This window comes from Pseudomonas sp. 58(2021) (genome assembly GCF_017491585.1).
GTDB classification, from domain to species: domain Bacteria; phylum Pseudomonadota; class Gammaproteobacteria; order Pseudomonadales; family Pseudomonadaceae; genus Aquipseudomonas; species Aquipseudomonas fluorescens_BT.
In genome coordinates, this window is record NZ_JAFGYZ010000032.1 from 14554 (window position 1) to 39747 (window position 25194).

At 60.6% G+C, this 25194-nt stretch carries 23 protein-coding genes; 17 read left to right on the forward strand and 6 right to left on the reverse strand.

Annotated features, from left to right (window positions below; genetic code table 11):
• Positions 1–9 precede the first annotated feature (9 nt).
• Positions 10–897 (forward strand): 3-hydroxyisobutyrate dehydrogenase, encoded by an 888-nt coding sequence (gene mmsB / locus J5M72_RS26745; protein ID WP_169428744.1) that lies wholly within the window; start codon positions 10–12, stop codon positions 895–897.
• Positions 898–991: 94 nt separating this feature from the next.
• On the opposite strand, the gene J5M72_RS26750 is transcribed toward mmsB, so the two are convergent.
• Positions 992–1336, reverse strand: coding sequence for a cupin domain-containing protein (locus J5M72_RS26750; RefSeq protein ID WP_007953863.1), 345 nt, complete (start codon positions 1334–1336; stop codon positions 992–994).
• A 624-nt stretch (positions 1337–1960) separates the two neighbouring features.
• Here J5M72_RS26750 and J5M72_RS26755 point away from each other — a divergent pair.
• From J5M72_RS26755 to rfbA, 5 genes are read left to right on the forward strand one after another with little or no spacing between them, the layout of a single operon-like run.
• Positions 1961–2878, forward strand: coding sequence for a DapH/DapD/GlmU-related protein (locus J5M72_RS26755; RefSeq protein ID WP_243433510.1), 918 nt, complete (start codon positions 1961–1963; stop codon positions 2876–2878).
• Positions 2875–4125 carry a hypothetical protein gene (locus tag J5M72_RS26760; RefSeq protein WP_207867857.1) on the forward strand — a complete coding sequence of 417 codons (1251 nt, stop codon included), beginning with the start codon at positions 2875–2877 and terminating at the stop codon, positions 4123–4125. The genes J5M72_RS26755 and J5M72_RS26760 overlap by 4 nt, the downstream gene beginning before the upstream one ends.
• Positions 4126–4147: 22 nt before the next feature.
• Entirely contained in the window at positions 4148–6325 is a 2178-nt protein-coding gene (locus tag J5M72_RS26765) for a prenyltransferase/squalene oxidase repeat-containing protein (RefSeq protein ID WP_207867859.1), read from the forward strand.
• Positions 6326–6379: 54 nt separating this feature from the next.
• Entirely contained in the window at positions 6380–7462 is a 1083-nt protein-coding gene (gene rfbB / locus J5M72_RS26770) for a dTDP-glucose 4,6-dehydratase (protein WP_207867861.1), read from the forward strand.
• Between the two features lie 42 nt (positions 7463–7504).
• Complete coding sequence (rfbA, locus tag J5M72_RS26775) at positions 7505–8428, forward strand: glucose-1-phosphate thymidylyltransferase RfbA (protein ID WP_169428749.1); 924 nt, start codon at positions 7505–7507, stop codon at positions 8426–8428.
• Positions 8429–8526: 98 nt separating this feature from the next.
• Here the strand turns inward: rfbA and J5M72_RS26780 are convergent, their stop codons facing one another.
• Positions 8527–9663, reverse strand: coding sequence for an LLM class flavin-dependent oxidoreductase (locus J5M72_RS26780; RefSeq protein ID WP_207867863.1), 1137 nt, complete (start codon positions 9661–9663; stop codon positions 8527–8529).
• A gap of 125 nt (positions 9664–9788) precedes the next feature.
• Here J5M72_RS26780 and J5M72_RS26785 point away from each other — a divergent pair, with 125 nt between their 5' ends.
• The 7 genes from J5M72_RS26785 (at position 9789) to J5M72_RS26815 (ending at position 18983) form a co-directional block, all read left to right on the forward strand.
• Positions 9789–10694 carry an NAD(P)-dependent oxidoreductase gene (locus J5M72_RS26785; protein WP_279382186.1) on the forward strand — a complete coding sequence of 302 codons (906 nt, stop codon included), beginning with the start codon at positions 9789–9791 and terminating at the stop codon, positions 10692–10694.
• A 230-nt stretch (positions 10695–10924) separates the two neighbouring features.
• A complete protein-coding gene (locus tag J5M72_RS26790) occupies positions 10925–12082 on the forward strand; it encodes an oxidoreductase (protein WP_169428752.1) in 1158 nt (385 codons plus the stop codon).
• A gap of 134 nt (positions 12083–12216) precedes the next feature.
• The gene (locus tag J5M72_RS26795; protein ID WP_169428753.1) at positions 12217–13317 is read left to right on the forward strand and encodes an efflux RND transporter periplasmic adaptor subunit; all 1101 of its coding nucleotides are present in this window, start codon (positions 12217–12219) and stop codon (positions 13315–13317) included.
• On the forward strand, positions 13314–16391 hold the full coding sequence (locus J5M72_RS26800) for a MexW/MexI family multidrug efflux RND transporter permease subunit (RefSeq protein WP_207867867.1): 3078 nt from the start codon (positions 13314–13316) through the stop codon (positions 16389–16391). Before J5M72_RS26795 ends, J5M72_RS26800 begins: the two co-directional genes overlap by 4 nt.
• A 9-nt stretch (positions 16392–16400) precedes the next feature.
• Positions 16401–17852 carry an efflux transporter outer membrane subunit gene (locus J5M72_RS26805; protein ID WP_207867869.1) on the forward strand — a complete coding sequence of 484 codons (1452 nt, stop codon included), beginning with the start codon at positions 16401–16403 and terminating at the stop codon, positions 17850–17852.
• A 129-nt stretch (positions 17853–17981) separates the two neighbouring features.
• A complete protein-coding gene (locus J5M72_RS26810) occupies positions 17982–18347 on the forward strand; it encodes a helix-turn-helix domain-containing protein (RefSeq protein ID WP_169428756.1) in 366 nt (121 codons plus the stop codon).
• A 78-nt stretch (positions 18348–18425) separates the two neighbouring features.
• Entirely contained in the window at positions 18426–18983 is a 558-nt protein-coding gene (locus J5M72_RS26815) for a chorismate lyase (RefSeq protein ID WP_169428757.1), read from the forward strand.
• Positions 18984–19034: 51 nt separating this feature from the next.
• On the opposite strand, the gene J5M72_RS26820 is transcribed toward J5M72_RS26815, so the two are convergent.
• The 3 genes from J5M72_RS26820 to J5M72_RS26830 form a co-directional block, all read right to left on the reverse strand.
• On the reverse strand, positions 19035–19310 hold the full coding sequence (locus J5M72_RS26820) for a LysR family transcriptional regulator (RefSeq protein ID WP_169428758.1): 276 nt from the start codon (positions 19308–19310) through the stop codon (positions 19035–19037).
• Positions 19311–19369: 59 nt separating this feature from the next.
• Positions 19370–19879 carry a flavin reductase gene (locus J5M72_RS26825; RefSeq protein ID WP_007953834.1) on the reverse strand — a complete coding sequence of 170 codons (510 nt, stop codon included), beginning with the start codon at positions 19877–19879 and terminating at the stop codon, positions 19370–19372.
• 166 nt (positions 19880–20045) lie between these two features.
• Entirely contained in the window at positions 20046–20933 is an 888-nt protein-coding gene (locus J5M72_RS26830) for a LysR substrate-binding domain-containing protein (RefSeq protein ID WP_207867871.1), read from the reverse strand.
• Between the two features lie 141 nt (positions 20934–21074).
• Here J5M72_RS26830 and J5M72_RS26835 point away from each other — a divergent pair, with 141 nt between their 5' ends.
• Positions 21075–21839: a sulfite exporter TauE/SafE family protein gene (locus J5M72_RS26835; protein WP_207867873.1), complete on the forward strand. Its 765-nt coding sequence runs from the start codon at positions 21075–21077 to the stop codon at positions 21837–21839.
• Here J5M72_RS26835 and J5M72_RS26840 read toward each other — a convergent pair.
• The gene (locus tag J5M72_RS26840) at positions 21829–22143 is read right to left on the reverse strand and encodes a putative quinol monooxygenase (RefSeq protein WP_207867875.1); all 315 of its coding nucleotides are present in this window, start codon (positions 22141–22143) and stop codon (positions 21829–21831) included. The two genes, J5M72_RS26835 and J5M72_RS26840, sit on opposite strands and share 11 nt — an antisense overlap.
• Positions 22144–22346: 203 nt before the next feature.
• Between J5M72_RS26840 and J5M72_RS26845 the strand changes: the two genes are divergently transcribed.
• The 3 genes from J5M72_RS26845 (at position 22347) to J5M72_RS26855 (ending at position 24904) form a co-directional block, all read left to right on the forward strand.
• A complete protein-coding gene (locus tag J5M72_RS26845) occupies positions 22347–22937 on the forward strand; it encodes an NAD(P)H-dependent oxidoreductase (protein ID WP_207867877.1) in 591 nt (196 codons plus the stop codon).
• A 58-nt stretch (positions 22938–22995) separates the two neighbouring features.
• Positions 22996–23907, forward strand: a complete 912-nt coding sequence (locus tag J5M72_RS26850) for a LysR family transcriptional regulator (RefSeq protein WP_169428762.1) — start codon at positions 22996–22998, stop codon at positions 23905–23907.
• 103 nt (positions 23908–24010) lie between these two features.
• Positions 24011–24904 carry an NAD-dependent epimerase/dehydratase family protein gene (locus J5M72_RS26855; RefSeq protein WP_207867878.1) on the forward strand — a complete coding sequence of 298 codons (894 nt, stop codon included), beginning with the start codon at positions 24011–24013 and terminating at the stop codon, positions 24902–24904.
• The last annotated feature ends 290 nt before the right edge of the window (positions 24905–25194 follow it).

The following is a 25194-nucleotide window of genomic DNA, read 5'->3' on the forward strand; positions in this document are numbered from 1 at the left end:
GGAATGGCCATGAAAATCGCATTTATCGGTCTGGGCAACATGGGCGCACCGATGGCGCGCAACCTGATCAAGGCCGGGCATTCGCTGAATCTGGTGGACCTGAACAAAACCGTGCTGGCGGAACTTGAGCAACTGGGCGGCACCATCCGTGCCTCGGCTCGCGAAGCTGCTGCAGATGCCGAATTGGTGATCACCATGCTGCCTGCCGCCGTGCATGTGCGCAGCGTCTGGCTCGGTGAGGACGGCGTGCTGGCCGGGATCGGCAAAGGCGTGCCGGCCGTGGATTGCAGCACCATCGATCCGCAGACGGCGCGCGATGTGGCGGCGGCGGCCGCCAAGCAAGGCGTGGCCATGGCCGATGCCCCGGTATCCGGCGGCACCGGCGGCGCCACGGCCGGGACGCTGACCTTCATGGTCGGCGCCACCCCGGAACTGTTCGCCACCCTGCAACCGGTGCTGGCGCAGATGGGCCGCAACATCGTGCACTGCGGTGAGGTCGGCACCGGCCAGATCGCCAAAATCTGCAACAACCTGTTGCTCGCCATTTCCATGGTCGGCGTCAGCGAGGCGATGGCGCTGGGCGATGCGCTGGGCATCGACACCACGGTGCTTGCCGGGATCATCAACAGCTCGACCGGGCGTTGCTGGAGCTCGGAAATGTACAACCCGTGGCCGGGCATCGTCGAAACCGCGCCGGCCTCGCGTGGTTACACAGGTGGCTTTGGCGCCGAACTGATGCTCAAGGATCTGGGGCTGGCTACCGAAGCGGCGCGTCAGGCCCATCAGCCGGTGGTGCTGGGCGCGGTGGCTCAGCAGTTGTATCAGGCGATGAGTCAGCGTGGGGAAGGTGGCAAGGATTTCTCGGCGATCATCAACAGCTATCGTAAACCGCAGTAATCGTCGTCAGGCCTGCGCTCGTCGCAGGTCTGCAATTCAAATGCAGTAGGTGTTGCCGGGAAATCACGTCGGGTGGTTTCCCGGCTTTTTTGTATCAGGCGAACACGAAATATTTGCGCACGGTCTCGACCACTTCCCAGGTGCCCTTCATGCCCGGTTCGACGACGAAGATGTCGCCGGCGCGCAGGTGGATCGGCTCCATGCCGTCCGGGGTGATCACGCAGTAGCCTTCCTGGAAATGGCAGTACTCCCACTTCACGTAATCCACTCGCCATTTGCCCGGCGTGCAGATCCAGGTGCCCATGATCTTGCTGCCGTCTTCGCTGGTGTAGGCGTTGAGGTTGACGGTGTGGGGATCGCCCTCGAGCTTCTCCCATTTGCAGGCGTCGAGTACTGGCAGCGGGTGTGTGTCGCGCAGAACGGTGATAGGTGCAGGCATGACGACTCCAGGCCAAAGGCAGTTTGAGTCGCCACCGTAACGTGGGTGAACACCGTCGGAATGTCTGGGTTCGACCTCCATATGCCTGTTAGCGCTGAACGGGAAGAGCCCCGTAAAACCGGGGATTTTCACCGATGCTGTGCAAATATGACGGTTTTAATACAATCGCGTACCGTAAAAGTTCAATCAATTTTTAGACTAAAACGAGATAACCATTCGGACACCTATTGCAAAACAAAATCGTCTGTACTATAACATTCGTACTAAAGGACAATCCCACCCTGATGGAGCTACACAAGAGTCACGGACAGACTTGAATCGGCTTTTTTTCACATGAAACTGACTTGGCCTTTGGCTCAAGCGTGAACCTCTACCTGTTGTTAATGAATAACGACAATTGAATGAACCGGTCAGTTAATAAGTTGCGCAGACGCAATGTTGTGCGTGCTTTGAATGGAAGCCATAAATAAACAGTTGATTATTATTTGTGCATCGGCGGAATTATATCTGCGGGATACGCACGCCTTTCGGATTCTTATGTGCCCGGCATCAATGGAATGAGGCTTTATTGTGGACGACATAAATGTAGTTGAAGTTTCGACGACGGTGAATAACGAGAGTAAGTTGGGCCGGCATGTCTGGATTCGTGCCGGCAGTCGCCTGCAGAACGTTCAGGTCGCCGATGATTGTTTCATCGGGTTCAAGTGTGATCTGCAATTCGCCTCCCTTGGCGCCTCCAGCATGCTGGCCACGGGCGCAAGCTGCCTGGGAACGGCGCAATCACCGGTACGCATTGCCGAGAACGTCTGGCTGGGCGCCAAGGCCACTGTAGCGGCTGGCGTTTCCATCGGCGCGGGAGCGGTGGTGGCCGCTGGGGCACTGGTGACTGCGGATGTACCCGCCGATGCCATTGTGGTCGGTCGCCCGGCGCGGGTCATTGCCCGGCGCACGGTGGTCGAGGACGGCCTGCCGAGCCCGGCGCCCGTGCTGGCCAAAGTCCGTGACCGTGCTTGCCGGGGCTTGCCGTCGATGCTCGATCGGTCCACGCAATCGGTGCCGCGACTCAAGGCAATGAACCCCGACACCTCGACCTGGGACATCAGCGACGAAACCTTGATTGATGCCGAGTTGAGCGGTGGTGCTTCGGTGGAAATCGCCCGTGACTGCATTCTGATCGGGCGCAGCTCCCGCCAGGGGGGTATGTCGCAACTGGGCGGCATTGCACTGGGGACAGGCGTGCGACTGGCTGCCGGTGTGGTCATCGAAGCCGCTGGCGGTGTGACCATCGGCGCCTTCAGCGAGGTGGCCGAAGGCGTCACGATTGTCGCTTCTACTCATGATCATTCGTTCCGCTCACTGCCTTGGGAGGAGGCACCTGTGCGCATTGGAAGTCGTTGCGTTATTGGCGAGGGCGCCATCTTGGTAGGTCCACTGAATATTGGTGACGGTGCAGTTATAAAACCGTATTCGGTGGTGATAAGGGATGTATTGGAAAACACTGTGGTTCATGGCGTTGTTCAACTAATGGAGATTCAAGAATGATTTTATTTGCCCCTAATCCGACCGGTTCCGGCCATAACATGCGCGTGCTGTCCATCGCTCAGGCGATCAAGAAGCAACGCCCGGATATGCCTCTGACGGTTGCACTGGCTTCTTTGCAGCCGACGTTTACTCCTTTATTCGAAAAGTCTGGAATCGAAGTCGTGGATATCGCCGGACGACTGGTCGACTATTCGAAAAAGAGCAACTTGTCGAAACAGCTTGATTGGGCTACTTACATCGGCAGTTATATTGCGACTACCTTCCTGTCCGGTGAGCGGATCCTGTCTTACCTGGCGTTGATCGCCGAACACAAGCCGAGTGTGCTGGTGTCGGACTACAACATGGCTGCCTGCCTGGCAGCGATCTTCACAGGCACACCGTTGGTGTTCGTGACCGAACGCTATGACTTCACGCTTTGCCAACTGCAGGATCACGACCTGGCTGAAGGCGGCTTCGAGGTGAATGCTCTGGAGATGTCCCGGGCACGGACGGCGCTGCACAGTCAGTTCAGCTGGATGATCAGTCAGGCACAGCTGGTGCTGACCGACAAACCGTTCATTGCCGCTCTTGACCAAGGCACACCGGTCGCCGAAGCGCTGGCCAGTGGCAAGGCACATTTTGTCGGTCCGATGATCCGGGACATCACGGTGCAGAGCGGATTGAACGTGCGTGAGCAACTCAATCTCGGTGATTCGCCATTCATTGTCGCCTCTATCAGCGGCACGACCATGTTTGCGGAGAACAAGGACGCATTGCTTGCCGCGTATCTGGACAGTTTCAAGATCCTGCGCGAACGCAATCCGGATCTGAAAATGGTGCTGCTGGGCCGCAAGGATATCGAGGAGCAGGACGGTGTGGTTTGTGTGCCGTACTACCCGGACTGGATGGGCCTGCTGCGCGAAGCCAGCCTGCTGATTTCGGCGCCGGGCTGGATCACCGTGACCGAAATTGCGGCAATGAATATTCCGACTCTGTTCCTGTTGTCGTCGAAGTCCGAATACCACGAACTGGAAGCTTTGCGACGTCTGGAATTGCTGGGTTTCCCGACGCATATCGGATACGACCGTGACCGAATCGTCGAGCTGATTCAGGGCGAACTGGAGAAAGATACCCGGTCATCCACTTACTACGCACCTCATCAGCAAGTGGCCGCACCGGACGGCGAGGGTGCCGCTCGCGCCGCGACGCGCATCATCGATTTGTGCCGCGGCCGTGTTGTATCGCTGACCGAAAGCAAAGCTGCTTAACCTCAGGGAAGAGGGATTCACCATGCCGCTGCATCCGCAGTTTGTATTTGATCAAGGCCTCAAGGACATTGAGTACGGCGGTTTTTTTGCTGTGACCGATACCAGTGGCGAGGTTGCGATTTCCAGTGACAAGCAGTTGCAGGATCAGGTTGCCGCGACGCTCTACCAGGCCGAGCACGGCGACGATGTCGGCCTGCGTTTTGCCCATGACGGGCTGATGCGTTTGCATGATTCGTCGAATGGCGGTTTCCACGAACTGGCCGACCGCTACTGGACGCCACACGGTTCCGGGCGCTGCCGCACGCTGGCGCTGCAACTGGACGCGCTGGTGGCATTGATTGCCTATCAGCGTCGAGTGCCGCAGGACGCGGCGAACAATGCCGCGATTCACGGGCTGCTGGAAAAGGTCGAAGCGCTCTACGCCCGTTCCACGATCGCCGGCCTGTACAGCAGCGACTGGTCGACGCCGCTGGAGCTGGCGACCTCGATCGAGCTCGATATCAGCGCCACGGCGTTGCTGGCACGCATCAGTAACGAGCCGTTGGGTCTGGGGCTGGTCGGGCACTTGCAGATTCACGCAGAAAATCTGATCGGTCGGGTGGCTGGCAGCGACAGCGCATCCTGTGTCGATGTGGCGCTGACCCGTTGCGCCGTGCGCGCTCAGGTCAGCCTGGTGCTGGCGCGTCTGGCCGATGTGCGGGACGACAATGCGCTGTCGAACCTGGCTCGTTCATTCCTGCTGCAAACCCTGGCGCTGTTCCGCGATCCGGCCTATGGCGGGTACTGGGACCGGGTCGGGATCAACGGCAAAGTACGTTGCGACTGGCACACTTCGTACAAGCATCACGAGTCGCCATTCCCGATCAAGACGGCCTACGACGTGGCGTTGCTGTTGCAGGCGATTCAGGTCTTGCCGTCCGGTGCGAGCGACGCTGACCGCGCTTCGGTGACTGCCGCTTTGCTGGAGTTCCATGACGCCCGCAATGGTGGGTTGTTCATGGGCAAGGGCTACTTCTGGTCGACGCCGGATGACCCGACCGTGCCGTTCATTCGACAGTTCTGGGCGCCGCCGCGTCAGCCGGGGATTTTCAGCATCGGCAACCTGACGTACCTGCCGCTGCACCTGAAAAGCCTGAAAACCCAGCTCGCCGCTGCCCGCGCCTTGCAGTCCATCGAACCGGCCGCTGCCGTTGCTCATCATGACGACGCGGCGTTGGTCAGCCGTGAGTTGCAAGTGATCGATGGCGGTGGCGACGTCCAGCACATTCACCCGAATGGCGTGCCGACCATCAATGTCGATCTGCAGCGTTATCTCGCCTGGCTGGCCAAGGCCCGGGCGTCGAATCAGACGCCTTACGGACTGACCGCCGAAACCACGCCGCTGGGCTTCCGTGCCGACAAGACCTGGCAGGTGTTTTCCGGATTGCACGTGATTTCGGACTTGCATGCCCTGGGGTTGCAAATCGAAAACAAGGCCAGCCTGATCGACTGCATCAGGGCTTCGCAAAACACCGACGGTGGATTTGCCGAGCAGCCCGGGCACTTGAGCGATGTGTTCGCCACCTACTGCGCGGTGTTGTCGCTGCGGGTGCTGGGCGCGTTGCCGAACGATATCGGCGCTTGTGTGCGTTACCTGCAAGCGTGCCAGAACCCCGACGGCGGTTTCGGTGATGTGCCGGGTTTCGGCTCGGACATCTGGCACACCAACCTGGCGGTGCTGTCGCTGCATGCCCTTGAAGCCAAGGCGCCGGACGAGCAGGGCGTGATGGCGTTCGCCTTGCGCTGCCGCTCGGCCGATGGCGGTTTCGCCAACAAGCCCGGCTATCCGCCGGATGCCTTCTCGGTGTACCGCGTGGTGTCGACGCTGTTCATTCTCAACCGACGCATCGTCGATGCCGAGCAGACCGTCGCCTGGCTGCAAAAGCTACAACTGGCCAACGGCTCGTTCCACTACCGACCGGGCAAAGCGGTCAGCCTGGTGGGCACTTACATGGCCATCGCGGCGATGTATCTGCTCGACGCGCAGCCGACGTATCTGCAGGAATCGAAAGACTGGATCGCTGCCCATCAGAAGCAGGACGGTGGTTTCGGGCCGCTCAATGCGACCTCGGCGACCACCGACGAAAGCTTCGTCTGCATCCAGACGCTGCTGATTCTCGAACAGGGGCTGTCGCAATACTGGGTCGCGTTGTTGAACTGACCCGCACACAGCATCGAAGGACGTTCAATCATCATTTTGCCAGGGGAGGCGCTGATGAAAATTTTAGTGACAGGGGGCGCGGGCTTCATTGGCTCGGCCGTGGTGCGGTTTCTGATCGAAGAGACCGAATGCGAAGTGATCAACGTCGACAAACTGACCTACGCCGGCAATCTCGAGTCGCTGGCCGAGGTGTCCGACTCGCCGCGTTACCGGTTCTGTCAGGTCGACATCTGCGACAAGCCGGCGCTGGACGAACTGTTCGCACGGCTGCAACCGGATGCGGTGATGCACCTGGCCGCCGAGTCCCACGTGGACCGTTCGATCGATGGCCCGCAAGCCTTTATCGAAACCAACATCGTCGGCACCTACACGATGCTCGAAGCGGCGCGCGGTTACTGGAACCGGCTGGACGCGGCGCGTCAGTCGGCGTTCCGTTTCCACCACATTTCCACCGACGAAGTGTACGGCGATCTGGAACCCGAAGATCCGGCGTTCACCGAGCGCACGCCGTATGCGCCAAGTTCGCCGTATTCGGCGACCAAGGCCGGCTCCGATCATCTGGTTCGCGCCTGGCATCGCACCTTCGGCCTGCCGGTGGTGATGAGCAATTGCTCGAACAATTACGGGCCTTATCACTTCCCGGAAAAGCTGATTCCCCACGTCATTCTCAATGCGCTGCAAGGCAAGCCGTTGCCGGTGTACGGCGACGGCGCGCAGATCCGCGACTGGCTGTTCGTCGAGGATCACGCCCGCGCACTGTATGCGGTGGTCACGCGCGGTGAGGTCGGGCAGACCTACAACATCGGCGGCCACAACGAGAAGACCAACCTGGAAGTGGTGCACACCCTGTGCGATCTGCTCGAAGCACGCGGTGCAGAAAAACCGGCAGGTGTCGCGCACTTCCGCGACCTGATCACCTTCGTCAAGGATCGTCCGGGCCACGACAAACGCTACGCCGTCGATGCCGGGAAAATCCACGCGACGCTGGGCTGGACGCCAGAGGAAACCTTCGAAAGCGGCATGCAGAAAACCGTCGACTGGTACCTCGACAACCGCGCCTGGTGGTTGCGGGTGATGTCCGGCGCCTACGCGCTCGAGCGCCTCGGCGAGCAACGCGACGAAGCCCTCGTGGCCTGAACATTCAGTCATTCAAATCTCACTGCTTGAAAGGAAAAAAGCATGGCCAAGTACAAAGGAATTCTGCTGGCAGGCGGCGCCGGTTCGCGTCTGCACCCGATCACCCTGGGCGTCTCGAAACAGTCGCTGCCGGTGTATGACAAACCGATGATCTACTACCCGCTGTCGGTGCTGATGCTGGCGGAAATCCGCGAGATCCTGATCATCTCCACCCCGGAAGATCTGCCGGGTTTCCAGCGCATGCTCGGCGACGGCAGCCAGTTGGGCCTGAGCCTGAGCTACGCGGTGCAGCCAAGCCCGGACGGCCTCGCCCAGGCGTTCATCATCGGTCGCGAATTTGTTGGTGAAGACAATGTGTGTCTGGTGCTCGGCGACAACATTTTCTACGGCGCCGGCTTCGGTGAAACCCTGGTGCAGGCCGCGTCTCGCGACGAGGGGGCCACGGTGTTCGGTTACTACGTGGCCGATCCCGAGCGCTTTGGTGTGGTGGAGTTCGATGCCGCCGGCAAGGCTCTGAGCATCTGTGAAAAACCGAGTGATCCGAAGTCGAACTACGCCGTCACCGGCCTGTATTTCTACGACAACGAAGTGCTGCAGATTGCCGCCGACATCAAGCCGTCGCCACGCGGTGAGCTGGAGATTACCGACGTCAACAACGTCTACCTGCAACGCGGCAAGTTGAATGTATCGGTGATGGGCCGTGGTATGGCCTGGCTGGACACCGGCACCCACGATGCCTTGATGGAAGCCGGCAACTTCGTGCAGGCCATCGAGAAACGCCAGGGCCTGAAAATCGCCTGCCTCGAAGAGATCGCCTACAACAAGGGCTGGATCGACGATGCGCAGTTGCTGGTGCACGCGGGCAGCATGAGCAAGACCGGTTATGGTCAGTATCTGGCGCGGCTGATCAACGATGATGTGGTGGTTGCGATGGATACGCAGCGCCCGCTGAAGGACGTTGCCTGACTAAATGTGGGAGCGAGCCTGCTCGCGATGAGGGCTTAACATTCACTGAAGGTGTTGAATGTATGTCCGCAATCGCGAGCAGGCTCGCTCCCACAGGGTCAGTGGCCGGTCACGCTATCGAGTTGTGTCGCTTTGACCGTGGGGTGTGGATCGGCCGACGGAGTTTGCAAACGGGCCAGGCGATTGGCGTGAGTCGGCGCTTCGGCCGCCAGCGGCGAGCGGCGTTTGCGGGTTTCTTCACGCAGCACCGGCAAGACTTCCTTGCCGAACATGTCGAGTTGTTCCAGTACGGTCTTGAGCGGAATACCGCCGTGGTCGAACAGGAACAACTGGCGCTGATAGTCGCCGAAGTGCTCGCGGAAGGTCAGGGTCTTGTCGATGATTTCCTGAGGGCTGCCGACCGCCAGCGGGGTCATCTCCATGAACTCTTCCAGGGACGGACCGTGGCCATATACCGGGGCGTTATCGAAGTAAGGGCGGAACTCCCGGCGCGCATCCTGGGAGTTGCGGCGCATGAAGATGTGCCCGCCAAGGCCGACGATCGCCTGCTCCGGCGTACCATGGCCGTAATGGGCAAAACGCGTGCGGTAGAACTCCACCAGCGCCATGAAATGCTCCCGTGGCCAGAGGATGTGGCTGGCGAAAAAACCGTCGCCGTAATAGGCAGCCTGCTCGGCGATTTCCGGGGTACGGATCGAGCCGTGCCAGACGAAGGGCGGCAGGTCGTCCAGCGGTCGCGGGATCGAGGTGAAGTGGTTCAACGGTGTACGAAAGCGTCCGCTCCAGTTGATGTCTTCCTCGCGCCAGAGCCGGTGCAGCAGGCGATAGTTTTCCATCGCCAGCGGCAGGGCGTCGGCGATGCTCTTGCCGAACCAGGGATAGACCGGCGCGGTGTTGCCACGGCCGAGCATCAGGTCCATGCGTCCGCCGCAGAGGTTTTGCAGCAGTGAATATTCTTCGGCCAGCCGCACCGGATCGTTGGTGCTGATCAGGGTGGTGGACGTCGAAAGAATGATGCGTTGAGTCTTCGCTGCGATGTAGGCCAGCAGGGTGGTGGGAGAGGAGGTGATGAACGGGGGATTGTGGTGTTCGCCGGTGGCGAACACGTCCAGTCCGATGTCTTCGGCCTTCTGCGCAATTTGCAGGGTGGCCTGGATGCGCTCGGATTCACTGGGGGTACGGGCGTTGGTAGGGTCTTGCGTGACGTCGCCAACGGTGTAGATCCCGAATTGCATAAAGCCTCCTTGCCTTGGGTAAAGGTGCGTTTGAAACCCTTGCCGTGAAGAATGAATCATCGCGGCACTTGAAATGTACGCCTGTACACGTACAATCGCAATTCTGCATCATTGTCCAAACGGCTTTGAAGACCTCATCGAGAGAGGAACGCGACATGCAACTGGGATTTATCGGTCTGGGCACGATGGGCGCACCGATGGTGCTGAACCTGCTGAAAGCCGGGCATCGGGTCCGCGTGTGGAATCGTTCGACAGCACCGCTGCAAGCACTGGCCAAGGCCGGCGCCGAAGCCGTCGAGACACCGGCGCTGGCGGCGCAGGCCGAGGTGCTGATCTCGATGCTCGGCGATGACACGGCGATCCGTTCGGTGTTCTTCGACGCCAAGGCGCTGGACGGTCTGCAAGCCGGCAGCGTTCACGTCAACATGTCCACGGTGTCCGTGGCGCTGGCCAGGGAACTGGCGGCCGTGCATGAAGCACGCGGCGTCGATTACGTGTCGGCACCGGTGCTGGGGCGGGTCGATGTGGCGGCTGCCGGCAATCTGAACATTCTCGCCTCCGGGCCTGCCGAAGCACTGGCTCGGGTACAACCGCTGTTCGATGTGTTGGGGCGCAAGACCTGGACGCTCGGCGACACGGCTGAAGTGGCCTGCGCCGCCAAGCTGTCGGCCAATCTGATGATCGCCTCGGCGATCGAGTCCATGGCTGAAGCCTCGACCCTGGCCGGCGGTTACGGCGTGAGTCGTGCGTCGTTCATCGACATGATCACTTCGACGCTGTTTCCGGTGCCGGTGTATCAGGGTTACGGCAAGCAGATGGCCGATGACATATTTGAGCCGGCCGGCTTCAAATTGTCGCTGGGTCTCAAGGATGTACGCCTGGCGCTGGAGGCGGGTGAAGCGGCGCAGGTGCCGCTGCCGTTTGCCAGTGTGTTGAAGGACAACCTGCTGGACGGCATGGCTCATGGTCAGGCCGATCAGGACTGGGCGTCACTGTCGAAAGTCAGTGACCGGCGCGCCGGCGTGAAGTAATCAAAAAGATTCAAGTAACGTAACTTGCTCGCAAGTTACGTGGGCCTCTTGCGCCTTGCGTTATTGTCGGACAGTGATTGTTCTTTTATTGGGAAATGAAAGAAGTCTGATAATAGTGCTTGTCAAATGTACGACTGTAGTCGTACATTTTTATCGGGGTTTAACAACAACAAAACTTTTGTCTGTTTTTTCGTCTGCTGATCGTAAATAAATAATAGCTAGGAGCCGTTATGAAAAATCTAATGCAATGGAACAGCCTTCCCTCCGAATCCAATGAATGGCTCGAGAAGGTGCGTGCACTGAATCCGCTGATTGTTCAGCACCGCGATTACAGCGAGCAGACAAATGCGACTCACAAGGATGTGATGTCCCGATTCTTCAAGGACGGTTTCGGCCGTACGTCGGTGTCCCGAGCGTTCGGCGGCTCCCAGGTCGATATCCAGACCACCTCCGCGCTGGTGCTGGAATTTGCCCGGTACGACGCTTCGCTGTCCTGGCAACTGGCGGTGCAAGTGGCGATGGGGCGTCTGTCGGACTACCTGCCGGAAGCCACCTCCGAAGCGATCTACAACCACTGTGACGGTTTCGTGATCGGCGCCATCCACTCCGGCGGCGAAGCGCTGCCGATGGGCGACGAGTACCTGCTGAGCGGCAAATGGGCGTTCGCCAGCGGCTCGGCCCACGCCGACTGGCTGGTCTGCACCGCCACCGTCAAAGGCACCGAAAACAACACTACACCGGAAGTGCGGATGTTCTTCGTGCCCGCCAGCCAGTGCACCATCCTGCCGACCTGGGACACTCTGGGCATGCGCGGCACCGGCAGCCACCACTTCCAGTGCTCCAACGTCATCGTCCACAAGTCGTATTCGCTGGACGTCGAAACCCTGAAGAAATCCCCCGAAGCACGCAGCTCCCGCGCCTACGCCACCGGTTACTACGAGTTCGGCACCCTGGCGGCGATGTCCACCGTGCTGGGCGTGGCCCGCGCTGCGGTCGACCATTTCCGCAACGATCGCGCCGTGAACACCGATCCGGGTCTGGAAGGGGTGATCTTCGAGAAGACCGGTCGCGCCATCTCCTCGGTGCACACCGCACAACTGCTGCTGGAAGATGCGATTCACCAGGTGATCAGCCGTGGTGAAACCATCGGCGAACCGGTCAGCGCCCGTGTCGGCCTGGCAGCCTCGGTGCTGACCGAGAACTCGGTCAATGCGGTCAACCAGCTCTACTCGATGGCCGGCTCAAAAGCCGTCTACAAGTCGCACTTCCTGGAACGTTGTTTCCGCGATATTCATACCGGTTCCAAGCACTTCACCCTGTCGCCTTTGAACTTGCACGGTATCGGCAAGTACTACCTGGATAAAACCAACGTACTGGCCGCGGCGTAATAGCGGATAAATAAAACGGGCGCGTTATCAGTGAGTGTTCACAGGGATCAATAACGCGCCCGTTTCAAGTTGCACCTTTATTTTCTTAAATCTCAAACTTTTGTGCTCGCAGTAAAGAGTCAAGGGAGTGCCACATGCTTGCTCGAAATATTGTTAAGTCGCTGGTGTTTATTATTCTGGTCGTGGTGTTGTCCGCCGCCCTGGGCTGGCGTTTCTGGTCGCCGCCACCGGCAGCGGCCGAACAACGGATTCCCAGCACCCGGGTCGGTCTGGCCGTGGTCAAGAAACAACCGTACACCTACTACCTCGAAGCCATCGGCAAACTCGAGGCGCAGCGTCAGGTGCTGGTCTCGGCCGAAGTCAGCGGCAAAGTGGTGGACATCGATTTCGAGTCCGGCGATGAAGTGAAGGCGGGGCAGGTGCTGCTCAAGCTCAACGACGCACCCGAGCAAGGTGAACTGGTGCGCCTGAAAGGCGAGTACGAATCGGCCAAGGCCCAGTTCGCCCGGGTCCAGGAACTGGCCAAGACCGGCGCCGAAAGCCGTCGCGCCTTCGACAGTGCCCGCGCTCAATACGACGCCGCCAAAGGCGACATGGAGCGCATGCAGGCGCAGATCGCTCAGCGGCACATTCGCGCGCCGTTCGCCGGCACCCTCGGCATTCGCCAGGCGCACCTTGGCCAATACCTGCAAGCCGGCAGCGCGGTGGCGACCCTGACGGATCCGGGCGTGCTGCGCGTCAACTTCACCCTCGCCGAGCGCGATGGCTCGCAAGTGCAACTGGGCCAGACCGTGCAGGCCAAGGTCGATGCCTGGGGGGATGTGACCTTCGCCGGCAAAATCGTCGCGGTCGATCCGCAGATCAACCAGTCCCACACCATCAACGTGCAAGCGGTCATCACCGACACGCAGAAACGCCTGCGTCCCGGCATGTATGCACGGGTCTCGGTGACCCTGCCGCAGACCGCCGAACTGCTGATTCCGGAAACCGCGATCACTTACAACGCCTACGGCGAGAGCGTGTTCTCGGTCTACACCGACGAGGCCGGCGTGCAGAAGGTCAAGCGTGAAAGCATCAAGGTCGGCGAGCGCCGCAATGGCTGGGCGGTGGTCGACAAGGGCTTGAGCGAAGGTGTGCAAGTGGTGACGTCCGGTCAGCTCAAGCTCCACGACGGCGTGGCGGTGGAAGGCGTGCCGGACACGATTGCTCTTAAACTCAGTGGGCTGGAAAAATGAATTTCACCGACCTCTTTCTTCGCCGCCCGGTGCTGGCCGTGGTGGTCAGCACGCTGATCCTGTTGTTCGGGGTGCGTGCGCTGATGAACTTGCCGATCCGCCAGTACCCGATGCTGGAGACGTCGACCATCACGGTCACGACCCAGTACCCCGGCGCCTCTTCGGAACTGATGCAAGGCTTCGTCACCCAACCGATCAGCCAGGCCGTGGCTTCGGTCGAGGGCATCGACTATCTGTCGTCGGCCTCGACCCAGGGCCGCAGCCAGGTGACGATCCGCATGGCACTCAACAGTGACTCCATCGCGGCGCTGACCGAGGTCATGGCCAAGGTCAACCAGATCAAATACCGCCTGCCGAAGGACGCTTACGACCCGGTGGTGGAGCGCACTTCCGGCGGCTTCACGAGCGTGGCCTACGTTGCGTTCGCCAGCTCCAACCTGACCATTCCGGAGATGTCGGATTACATCTCCCGCGTCGTCGAGCCGATGTTTGCCGGCATTGAAGGCGTGGCCAAGATCAACATCATGGGCGAGCAGAAACTGTCCATGCGCCTGTGGCTCGACCCGCAGCGTCTGGCCGGCTACGGCATGACCGGGCAGGACGTTTCGGCAGCCATCGAGGGCAACAACTTCCAGGCCGCACCTGGGCAGGTCAAGGGCCTGTACGTGGTCAGCAACCTGCGGGTCAACACTGACCTGAACAGCGTCGAAGACTTCCGTGACATGGTGCTGCGCAACGACAACGGCCACATCATCCGTGTGCGTGACGTTGGCACTGTAGAACTGAACGCGGCTTCCACCGACACCAGCGGCGCGATGAGCGACGTACCGGCGCTGTTCCTCGGTCTGGACGCGGCACCGACCGGCAACCCGCTGGTGATCGTGAAGCGCGTGCGCGAATTGCTGCCGCAGATCCAGGAAACCCTGCCACCGGGCGTGACCGTGCAGATCCCGTTCGAAGTGGCGCACTTCATTCAGTCGTCGATCGACGAGGTGAGCTACACCCTGCTCGAAGCGCTGGTGATCGTGGTGCTGGTGATTTACCTGTGCCTGGGCACGTTCCGCACCGTGCTGATTCCGCTGGTGACCATTCCGCTGTCGATGCTCGGCGCGGCGATGCTGATGCAGATGTTCGGCTTCAGCCTCAACCTGCTGACTCTGCTCGCCATGGTGCTCGCCATCGGGTTGGTGGTGGACGATGCCATTGTCGTGGTGGAAAACGTCCATCGTCACATCGAAGAGGGCAAGACACCGTTCGACGCTGCACTGATCGGCGCCCGTGAAGTAGCCGGGCCGGTGGTGGCGATGACCTTTACCCTGGCGGCGGTGTACGCGCCGATCGGTCTGATGGGCGGCCTCACCGGCACGCTGTTCAAGGAGTTCGCACTGACCCTGGCCGGTGCCGTGGTGATTTCCGGCATCGTCGCCCTGACCCTGTCGCCGATCATGAGTACTCGTCTGCTGGACGCGAAAACCAGCGAAGGCTTCATGGCCATCAAGGCCGATCGTTTCTTCCAGTACCTGTCCCGTCGTTATGGCGCATTGCTCGGCGGTTCGCTGGCACGGCGCTGGATCAGCCTGAGCGTGGCGCTGGTGATTTTCTTCAGCCTGCCTTTCCTCTATCGCTCGGCGCAGACCGAACTGGCGCCGCTGGAAGACCAGAACATCCTGCTGACCGCCATCAAGGCGCCGCAGCACGCCAACCTGAATTACCTCGAAGCCTACGCCCACGAACTGTACAAGACCTTCAACGAAATCCCCGAGGGTTACAGCAACTGGGTGGCGAACGGTTCCGACGGTCTGTCCAACAGCGTCGGCGGGATCAACCTGGTGGACTGGGAAAAACGCGGCCGCGACGCCAACACCATCCAGCCTGACTTGCAGGCGCGGGTGAATCAGATCGAAGGCACGAGCATTTTCGTGTTCCAGATGCCGCCCCTGCCGGGCTCCACCGGTGGTCTGCCGGTGCAGATGGTGATCCGCAGCGATCAGGAATACCTGGCGCTGTACAACGTGATGGATCAGCTCAAGCAGGCTGCGCAGGCCAGTGGCCTGTTCGCGGTGGTCGACAGCGATCTGGACTTCAACAACCCGGTAGTGGAAATCCAGGTCGACCGGGCCAAGGCCAACGCCTTGGGCATCCGCATGCAGGACATCGGCGAGACGCTCAACAGCCTGATCGGCGAGAAGTACGTCAACCGGTTCTCGTTCCACGGTCGTTCCTATGACGTGATCCCGCAGTCGGTGTCGGCGGATCGCCTGACCCCGGAAACCCTGAAGCTGTATTACGTGAAGGATCAGAAGGGCAACCCGGTGCCGTTGTCGACGCTGGCCACTCTCAGCGTGAAGGTCGAGCCGAATCGCCTGACTCAGTTCAACCAGCAGAACTCCGCCACCTTCCAGGCCATTCCGGCACCGGGCGTGACCTTGGGTGATGCGGTGGGCTTCCTGCAGAAACAATCGGAAAATTTCCCGGCCGGCTTCAGTTTCGACTGGCAGTCCGACGCCCGCCAATACGTGCAGGAAGGCAACAGCCTGGCGTTCACCTTCGGCCTGGCCCTGGTGATCATCTATCTGGTGCTGAGTGTGCAGTACGAGAGCTTCCGCGACCCGTTCATCATTCTGATCAGCGTGCCGCTGTCGATCTGCGGGGCATTGGTGCCGCTGGCGCTGGGCATGACTTCGATGAACATCTACACCCAGATCGGCCTGATCACGCTGATCGGTCTGATCAGTAAGCACGGGATCCTGATGGTCGCGTTCGCCAACGAGTTGCAGCGCCAGCAAGGCATGGACCGCGTGCAAGCCATTCAGCACGCCGCGCAGGTGCGTCTGCGGCCGATCCTGATGACCACCGCTGCCATGGTGGTCGGCCTCGCGCCGCTGTTGTTCGCCAGCGGCGCCGGCGCCAACAGCCGCTTCGGCCTGGGCCTGGTGATTGTGGTGGGCATGCTGATCGGCACCTTGTTCACCCTGTTCATTCTGCCGTCGGTGTACACGCTGCTCAGTTCGATCAAGCAACCGAGCCACGCACCCGAAGCCGAACCGGCCGGTGTGCCGCAACCCATCCTGTGAGGACGTGACATGTATTCGATTACACGTTTGATGCTGGCGCCGCTGGCGGCGTCCATCCTGTTGGCGGCCGGTTGTGTGAACTACGCCGGGATCGATCATCAGGGCAAATTGCTGGCGGTCGGCGATGCGCCGTCCGACAGCCTGAAAGACAAGTTGCCAGCGGCCCAGTGGCCGCGTGCAGACTGGTGGACGTCATTGGGCGATCCGCGTCTGGGTGCGTTGATCGAAGAGGCGTATGCCAGCAACCCGGACTTGCAGGAAGTCGCTGCCCGGGTCGCAAAGGCCAACGCATTTCTTGATCTGCGCGATGCCGAGCGCTACCCGGAAATGGATGCATCGGCAGGTGTCACCCGTGGCCGACTGTCGCGCTTCGAGGACTACAGCGGCGAGGGCCACAAATACTTCACCGCGCGTAATCTGGCTGTGAATTTCAGCTACAGCTTCGACCTCTGGGGCGGCCAGCGCGCCGCCTGGGAGTCGGCGCTCAACAGCGCACGAGCCGCGGAGGTCGACCTGCAATCGTCGCGGCTGATTCTGGCGGTCAACGTGGCCAAGGCCTACAACCAGCTGGCGTATGCCTGGCAGGTGTCGGAGCTCAATCAGCGCGATCTCGAACGCTTGAGCAAACTGGTGGACCTGACGGATTCACGGTACGGCTCGGGGCTCGACAACCTGTCGCAACTCAAGCAGGTGCAGAGCCTCAAGGCGCGTTCGGAATCGACACTGATCGGCGCCAACGAGGACATCGAAATCGCCCGGCTGCAATTGTCGGCGCTGATCGGCAAGGGCGTCGATCGTGCACACACGCTCGAGCGGCCATCGAATCTGCAGGCCAGCGTCGTGGCATTGCCGGCGCAGTTGCCGGCCCAGTTGCTCGGCCGTCGTCCGGACATCGTCGCCGCACGTTGGCGCGTAGAGGCCGAGACTAAAAACGTCGAGGCGGTGAAGACCACGTTCTACCCGAACATCAATCTGGTGGCGGCGGCGGGCTCTCATGCACTGACGGGGGATGCGATGTTCGCCGGGGTCAGCAAGTTCTGGAACGTGGCGCCGACGGTGTCGCTGCCCATCTTCGATGCGGGGCGTCTGCGCTCCGATCTGAAGGCCGGCAACGCTGAACTCGACAGTTCGATTGCCCAGTACAACCGGGTGTTGAATTCGGCGCTGCACGAGGTGGCGATTTCGGTGACGCAGTTGCGTTCTTTCGAGCAGCAGATTCTCGTGCAGCGCGATGCCTGTGCGATTGCCCAGTCGTCTTACGATCTGTCGCAGTCGCGCTACAAGGCCGGGGAAGACACGTTCCTCGATGCGCTGAACATCGAGCAACAATTGATTCAGGACGAAATGCGCCTGGCCTTCCTCAACAGCAAGCACATCGACAGCTCGGTTTCGTTGATGGCAGCGCTGGGCGGCGGGTTCCAGGCCCCCGCGCTGGAGACGGCACAGAGCAGTGCTCTGTAGTGTTTTTCGGGACGCCGCCTTCGGGGCGGCTGTCGCGGGGAAAAGGCATCTTGTGTATAGTCTTACTGTTCTCGTATAGACGAATACAAGACGGATTTTTCCCGCCTATATCATCAAGGGTACCTACCTATGAACGTCCCGAATCACCCCAATCAGGATCAGATCCTTCTGGAAAATGTGCTGAACGCATTGGGAAGCCCGCTACGCCTGACCGTGTTGAAAGTGTTGTCCGATGGCCAGGAACATCCATGCGGCCGGATCCTCAAGGGCGCATCGAAGTCGACCATGACTCACCACTGGCGGGTCCTGCGCGACAGCGGTCTGATCTGGCAGCGTCCGTATGGTCGGGAAAACCTGTTGTCCCTGCGTCGCGAAGACATGGACGTGCGTTTCCCTGGCCTGCTCGATTCGCTGCTCTCGGCGGTCAAGACCGATGAACAGACCATCAGTGTGATCAGCAAACACGAAGTCACAGAAGAAAACGCAAGCGAGTGACCGTGGCGAACCGCCTGTGAAAGGTTGGCGCTCCATGGCATTCCATCAATTCACAATCACCAGGAAGGTGTGGGCGGTATGGATACAAGTCATTACTGGTCGTCGCGACCCCTGTCGGAACTGACCGGCTCCGAGCATCACTGGCTGTTTTTGCCCGGGGCACTGACCCCGCGTCTGAAAGCCATGGGCGACTATTCAATCGAAGTGGTCGAGCAGTCCCATGGCCCGCTCAATCCGGAAGAAGCGCAAGCGCTGAACGTGCCGCCGATGACCATTGGCTGGGTGCGCGAGGTGGTGATGAAACTGGATGGCGAGGCCTGCGTCACTGCGCGCAGCCTGACCAGCGTGCCGGCGCTGAGCGGCGACTGGGCGGATCTGAACGGCTACGGTCGTCGACCGCTGGCCGAGATTCTCTACACGTCGGACCAGACCCTGCGCGAACCCTTCCAGTGCGCCTTGCTGCCCCCCGGCGCACCATTGGCGGCGCTGTCCCATCGCTACGCGCCGCAGGCCAAGCGTCTGTTGGCCCGGCGTTCGCGCTTCACCCGCAATGGCTCGGCGCTGCTGGTCAGTGAGTGCTTCCTGCCGGCGTTCTGGGCCCGGGTCGAGTACGCTCAGGCGCTCAAATCGGCCTGATGCAATGAAACCTGCTGGAGCAATCTCCCGCAGGTTTTTTTCGCCGTTTGTTCAGAGCCGGATCACCGCTTCGATCTGCCTGATCGCCGGTGTCAGGGCCTGCGCCAGTTCCTCGGCTTTCGAGGTCGGGCGCATGGTTCTGGATGAGCGCAGAAACAGAGGATCATCGAACCGCTTGCGCAGCCGTGCCAGCGATCCGCTGATGGCGGGTTGTTTGACGTGCAGGCGCTCGGCCGTGCGTGACACGCTGCGTTCGCGAAACAGCACCAGGAAAATGATGATCAGGTTCAGGTCGATATCCGCGAAGTTGTCTTCATTGAATAGCATGGTTACATCCCTGTCATGACCCGCCGGCCGGCTTCAGCCGAGGCCGGCGGGTGTCTGGATCACTGCTCGGGTGCCAGGCGCAGTTCGTCGTTCAGACGGTAGTAACTGCGGTTGAAATAGACCAGGCCTTCCGTGGCCTCGCTGTGTTGCTGCAGTTCGAGAATTTCACAGTAGAAGATGCTGTGGGTGCCGACCTCGTCGACCTTGCTGACCCGGCAATCGAGGCTGACCAGTGCCTCTTCGATCACGGGTGAACCGGTCTTGAGCGTCTGGCAATTCACGCTGGAAAAACGCTCCTGCATGCTCAACTGCCGATTGGCGAACGCCCCTGATGTCGACTGGTGATCGCCGGTCAGGACGTTCACGCACAGCACGCCATTGGTCTTGAAATGCTCGTGATTGGACGACGAGCGATTGACGCACACCAGCAACGTGGGCGGTGAATCCGTCACGCTGCACACCGCCGACGCGGTAAAGCCGAAACGCCCCGCAGGGCCATCGGTCGTGACGATGGTGACAGCACTCCCCAGCATCGCCATTGCATTACGAAACTCCGTTGAATCAACCATCGCGTCACCTCATTCCATGTAGGTTTAATGGAGCCGATCCGTTCTTCCTTGTCCGTTGTCGTTGGGCGAAAACGGGTATCGGGCAACACGTTCGCTCTGGCGATATAGTACGTATGTATACGTACCTTGCAAGCTATTCCTTGAGCTTATTTTGCGGATGAAAAGATCAATCCCCGGGGAGGGCCAAGGCTTGCAACAAGGCTGTGGCGTAGCTTGGCAACGTGGTGAAATCCCGGGCACACAGCAACAGTTTGCGAACGGCCCAGCCTTCATTCATCGGCAGGGTCTTGAAGCCCCGCGACGCGGACCGCTGAACTGCCGCCAGCGGAACGATGCCAATGCCGGCACCCCGAGCGACCATGCGCATCACGCCATCGAAACCATCGGCGCGGATGCGGATCTGCATTCGCGAGCCGCTGTGCAGTGCCTGTTCCTCCAGATACACCGCCAGCGCGCTGTCGGCGTCGAGGCCGACGAAGTCGTGACGCAAGGCGTCGCTGAAACTGACTTCGGTCGCGTCAGACAGCGGATGGTCCAGAGGCAGAATCAGCACCAGTGGGTCGTCGCGAAAGGCTCGGGTCTGCAAGTCGGTGGTGTCGATCGCGTCGGACACAATGCCCAGATCCGCCGCCCCTTGGCGTAATGCATGCGTGATGCGGGCGCTGGGCAACTCCTGCAGATCGATGTCGAGGTTGGGATGCTCACGCAGGAAATCCGCCAGCACCTCCGGCAGGTATTCGCTGAGTGCCGTGGTGTTGCACAGCAAGCGCACCTGGCCTTTGACGCCGCGCGCGTACTCGGCCAGATCCTGTTGCAGACGTTCGGCCTGTTGCAGCAACACTCGTGCGTGTTGCGCCAGGGCTTTGCCGGCCGGCGTCGGCGTGACACCACGACGTCCACGCTCAAGAAACTCGGTGCCCAGCGACGCTTCCATCGCCCGGATCCGCGCACTGGCCGCCGCCAGTGAAAGATGACTGCGTGCGGCGCCGGCGGTGATGTTGCCGCTGTCGAGGATGTGCAGGTACAGGCGCAGGTCGGTGAGGTCGAAGTGCATGGGGCAGCCTCAATATCAGTGGTGTCAGCCCCGACGAAGAGGCCAGTGGCCGCAAAAAATCTACTAGCCTCAGGCAGAGCGAGAGGCAGTCTCAGTGTATGACAGATTTTCAGTTCATCCGCGCAAGCGCACAGTATCGCCATGAACGCACTCGCAGATTTCTATCAAAACCTCGGTCTGGCTCTGTCATTGCTGGTGATTGCGACCTTTGTCGTCGCCGGCATGATCAAGGGCGTGATCGGTCTGGGCCTGCCCACTGTCGCCATGGGGTTGCTCGGTCTGGCTATGGCGCCGTCGCAGGCTGCCGCGTTGTTGATCATTCCGGCGACGCTCACTAACGTCTGGCAACTGGCGTTCGGCGGGCATTTGCAGGGGCTGGTCAAACGCTTGTGGCCGATGTTGCTGGCGATCTTCCTCGGCACGGCCATCGGCACCTTGTGGATCGGCATGGCGGGCGGGCAATGGGTGGTGCGCGGACTTGGCGCGGCGCTGTTGCTCTATGCGCTGAGCGGATTGTTCCTGCCGACGCTGAGTGTCAGTCGCCGCCATGAACCGTGGCTGGGGCCGCTCTGTGGTGTGATCACGGGCGTCATCACGTCGGCCACCGGAGTGTTCGTGATTCCCGCCGTCCCGTACATGCAGGCACTGGGTTTGCGCCGCGATGAACTGGTGCAGGCGCTGGGCCTGTCCTTCACCGTGTCGACCCTGGCGCTGGCCGGTGGATTGCTCTGGCGCGGCTCGCTGGGCGGCCCGGAGTTGAGCGCTTCGTTGCTGGCGCTGATCCCGGCGTTGCTCGGCATGCTGCTCGGCCAGTGGCTGCGTCAGCGCATCAGCGCCGTGCTGTTCAGGCGGGTGTTCTTCATTGGTCTGGGCGCGCTCGGCGCCCATCTGCTGATCAGCGGCTAGCGGACGAATCGCTGAGCATTTCGATCGGACGGATGTCGAAATCCCGCTCCAGATACTCCATGCGCTGAGCGAGAAACTGCTGCATGTGCGGCAGGTTCGAGTGCACGTCCAGATGCGCCTGGGTTTCCCAGATCTCGTAGAAGATAAACAGCGTCGGGTCTTCCTTGTCGCGCAGCATGTGGTACTCGATGCAGCCGGGTTCGGCGCGGCTCGGTTCGACGTAGGCGCGGAAAAACGCTTCGAAAGCCTCGGCTTTTTCCGGGCGGGTCTTGGCGTGCAGGATGAAACCCTGGCGTTCGCTCATCGCAAAAAACTCCATTCAAATTCAGATGGCGGCCAATCCTACGGCAAGAATCAGCATTCGATTCGTGCGTTTTACTCAAATGAATTTTGCGCAACCGGTGCTTATTCCGCGCGAGGCGGGTCGCTAATCTGCCGCCATTCCATTTTTCCCCTTCTCCATCCAGCGCTCTGCGCTGCGCATCGGAATCCGATCGAGGCTCCCCCATGAAGAAAGTGCTGTTGCTCAACGGCGGTAAAAAATTCGCCCACTCCGACGGTCGTTACAACACCACCCTGCACGAAGCGGCGCTGAGTGTGCTGGATCGCGGCGGTGTCGACGTCAAGACCACCTTCATCGACGAGGGTTACGGCATCGCTGAAGAAGTCGCCAAATTCCTCTGGGCCGACGTGATCATTTATCAGATGCCGGGCTGGTGGATGGGCGCACCGTGGACCGTGAAAAAGTACATCGACGAAGTCTTCACTGAAGGCCACGGCAGCCTCTACGCCAGCGATGGCCGCACTCGTTCCGACTCCTCGCAGAAGTACGGCAGCGGCGGTCTGATCCAGGGCAAGCAGTACATGCTGTCGCTGACCTGGAACGCACCGCAGCAGGCGTTCGATGATCCGACCGATTTCTTTGAAGCCAAAGGCGTGGACGCTGTGTACTTCCCGTTCCACAAGGCCAACCAGTTCCTCGGCATGACCGGCCTGCCAACCTTCCTCTGCGTGGACGTGATGAAGCGCCCGAACATCGAGGCCGACGTGGCGCGTTACGAGCAGCATCTGAGCGAGGTGTTTGGCCTCAAAGCCTGACGCTCGGCTACTATCGAAGGCCTGAGCCTCCAGCAGGCCTTTCGATTCGAGGACACCCGTGAAAGCCAGATCCGATGAGTTGCAGATTTTCGTCTGCGTGATCGAATGCGGTTCAATCTCCGCCGCCGCCGAGCAGGTCGGACAGACGCCGTCGGCGGTCAGTCGCACGCTGTCGCGGCTGGAAGCCAAGCTCGACACCACGCTGATCAACCGCACCACACGGCGCATGGACCTGACCGAGGAGGGCAAGTATTTCTTCGAACAGGCCAAGCTGATCCTCGACCAGATGGACCAGCTCGAAGAGCGCCTGTCCTCGCGCCAGCAGACGCCATCAGGACGGCTGCGCATCAACGCCGCGTCGCCGTTCATGCTCCACGCCATCGTGCCGTACATCGACGAATTCCGGCAGCTGTACCCGGACATCCAGCTCGAACTCAACAGCAACGACCTGATCATTGACCTGCTGGAACAAAGCACCGACGTCGCCATCCGCATCGGCACCCTCGCCGATTCGACGTTGCATGCCCGCTCGCTCGGTTGCAGTCCGCTGCTGATCGTCGCCAGTCCCGCGTATCTGGAAAAACACGGCGCGCCGCTGGAAGTGGCTGACCTGAGCGCGCACACCTTGCTCGGCTTCACCCAGAACGAAGGCCTTAATCAGTGGCCGCTGCGTTACGTGCACGGCGACCGCTGGCCGATCACCCCGGCGATCAGCGCCTCCAGTGGCGAGACGGTTCGCCATTTGGCGCTCGAAGGCCAGGGCATTGCCTGTCTTTCGCACTTCATGACCATCGACGACATCCGCGCCGGGCGTCTCAAGGTGTTGCTGGCGGAGTTCAACAGCGGTTATCGCCAGCCGATCAACGCGGTGTACTACCGTAACTCGCAACTGGCGCTGCGTATCCAGTGCTTCCTGGATTTCATCCAGAGCAAACTGGCGGCTTACGCCAGTGCCGATTTCAAGGGCTGATTCGTGATCCCTGCGCAAGAGTGAATTGGTTGAGGGCGGGTTTTTCCACCGGGCTTGGCGGTCGATACTCGTTGCATCACTTATTCACGCAGGGAGTTTCTCCATGAACGTATTCGTCACCGGCGCTGCCGGTTTTATCGGCGGCTCCATCGCCACCGGTCTGGTCCAGGCCGGCCACACCGTCACCGGTCTGGTGCGCAGCGCCGAACAGGCCGATGAGTTGAAAGCACTGGGCATCACCCCGGTGATCGGCACCCTCGACGACAAGGCGCTGCTGGCCGAACAGGCCCGTGCCGCCGACGCGGTGATCAACGCCGCCAGCAGCGATCATCGCGGCGCGGTCGAAGCCTTGCTCGATGCCTTGCGCGGCTCGAACAAAGTGTTCCTGCACACCAGCGGTTCGAGCATCGTCGGCGATGCTTCGGGCGGCAAATCCAGCGACGTCATCTATTTCGAAGACAACCTGCCTGAGCCGACCGTCGACAAGGCCGCACGGGTGGCCATCGACAACCTGATCCTCGCGGCAGCGAAGGACGGCGTTAACTCGGCCGTCATCTGTAACACCCTGATCTACGGCCACAGCCTGGGCGTCCATCGCGACAGCGTGCAACTGCCGCGCCTGCTGAAACAGGCACGCAAAAGCGGCGTGGTGCGTCACGTCGGCACCGGCCGGAACATCTGGTCCAACGTGCACATCGAAGACGTGGTGGCGCTGTACCTGCTGGCCCTGACCAAAAACGTCCCGGGCACGTTCTACTTTGTCGAAAGCGGCGAAGCGTCATTCATCGACATGACCACCGCCATGGCCGAAGCCCTGAACCTGGGCGAGCCACAGGACTGGCCGCTGAAAGACGCCGAAGCCGAGTGGGGCTACGAAATGGCCAACTACGGCCTGGGCTCCAACAGCAGGGTTCGCGGCAAGCACGCCCGCGAATTGCTGGGTTGGGCGCCGAAGCGCACGTCGGTGGTCGAGTGGATTCGCCACGAAATGGTGTGAGCCCGCACCACACTTGAACCTGTTGGAGCTCACCGGCTCCCACAGGTTTTTTTATGCCCCGGAAAAGAAGGACAGGGCGCCGAGGCTCATCGAAGCGTTCAGACATTTCCTACTAGTCTGATTCCCGCACAGGCATGGCCAACGCAGCTGGCCGGTTTGTAGGATAGCGGGCACCCACTGGTTGTCTGGCCATGAGGCCAGGTCGGTGGGTAACGCCCGTGGAATTTTTTTGCAAAAGGAATTTGCGATGGCAATACGCACCTCTGCTGCCTGCTCGTAAAGGCATATCC

Coding starts and splice junctions, on each gene's coding strand:
- mmsB (WP_169428744.1), top strand. CDS start 10: ATGAAAATCGCATTTATCGGTCTGGGCAACATGGGCGCACCGATGGCG.
- J5M72_RS26750 (WP_007953863.1), bottom strand. CDS start 1,336: ATGCCTGCACCTATCACCGTTCTGCGCGACACACACCCGCTGCCAGTA.
- J5M72_RS26760 (WP_207867857.1), top strand. CDS start 2,875: ATGATTTTATTTGCCCCTAATCCGACCGGTTCCGGCCATAACATGCGC.
- J5M72_RS26765 (WP_207867859.1), top strand. CDS start 4,148: ATGCCGCTGCATCCGCAGTTTGTATTTGATCAAGGCCTCAAGGACATT.
- rfbB (WP_207867861.1), top strand. CDS start 6,380: ATGAAAATTTTAGTGACAGGGGGCGCGGGCTTCATTGGCTCGGCCGTG.
- rfbA (WP_169428749.1), top strand. CDS start 7,505: ATGGCCAAGTACAAAGGAATTCTGCTGGCAGGCGGCGCCGGTTCGCGT.
- J5M72_RS26780 (WP_207867863.1), bottom strand. CDS start 9,663: ATGCAATTCGGGATCTACACCGTTGGCGACGTCACGCAAGACCCTACC.
- J5M72_RS26790 (WP_169428752.1), top strand. CDS start 10,925: ATGAAAAATCTAATGCAATGGAACAGCCTTCCCTCCGAATCCAATGAA.
- J5M72_RS26795 (WP_169428753.1), top strand. CDS start 12,217: ATGCTTGCTCGAAATATTGTTAAGTCGCTGGTGTTTATTATTCTGGTC.
- J5M72_RS26800 (WP_207867867.1), top strand. CDS start 13,314: ATGAATTTCACCGACCTCTTTCTTCGCCGCCCGGTGCTGGCCGTGGTG.
- J5M72_RS26805 (WP_207867869.1), top strand. CDS start 16,401: ATGTATTCGATTACACGTTTGATGCTGGCGCCGCTGGCGGCGTCCATC.
- J5M72_RS26810 (WP_169428756.1), top strand. CDS start 17,982: ATGAACGTCCCGAATCACCCCAATCAGGATCAGATCCTTCTGGAAAAT.
- J5M72_RS26815 (WP_169428757.1), top strand. CDS start 18,426: ATGGATACAAGTCATTACTGGTCGTCGCGACCCCTGTCGGAACTGACC.
- J5M72_RS26820 (WP_169428758.1), bottom strand. CDS start 19,310: ATGCTATTCAATGAAGACAACTTCGCGGATATCGACCTGAACCTGATC.
- J5M72_RS26825 (WP_007953834.1), bottom strand. CDS start 19,879: ATGGTTGATTCAACGGAGTTTCGTAATGCAATGGCGATGCTGGGGAGT.
- J5M72_RS26830 (WP_207867871.1), bottom strand. CDS start 20,933: ATGCACTTCGACCTCACCGACCTGCGCCTGTACCTGCACATCCTCGAC.
- J5M72_RS26835 (WP_207867873.1), top strand. CDS start 21,075: ATGAACGCACTCGCAGATTTCTATCAAAACCTCGGTCTGGCTCTGTCA.
- J5M72_RS26840 (WP_207867875.1), bottom strand. CDS start 22,143: ATGAGCGAACGCCAGGGTTTCATCCTGCACGCCAAGACCCGCCCGGAA.
- J5M72_RS26845 (WP_207867877.1), top strand. CDS start 22,347: ATGAAGAAAGTGCTGTTGCTCAACGGCGGTAAAAAATTCGCCCACTCC.
- J5M72_RS26855 (WP_207867878.1), top strand. CDS start 24,011: ATGAACGTATTCGTCACCGGCGCTGCCGGTTTTATCGGCGGCTCCATC.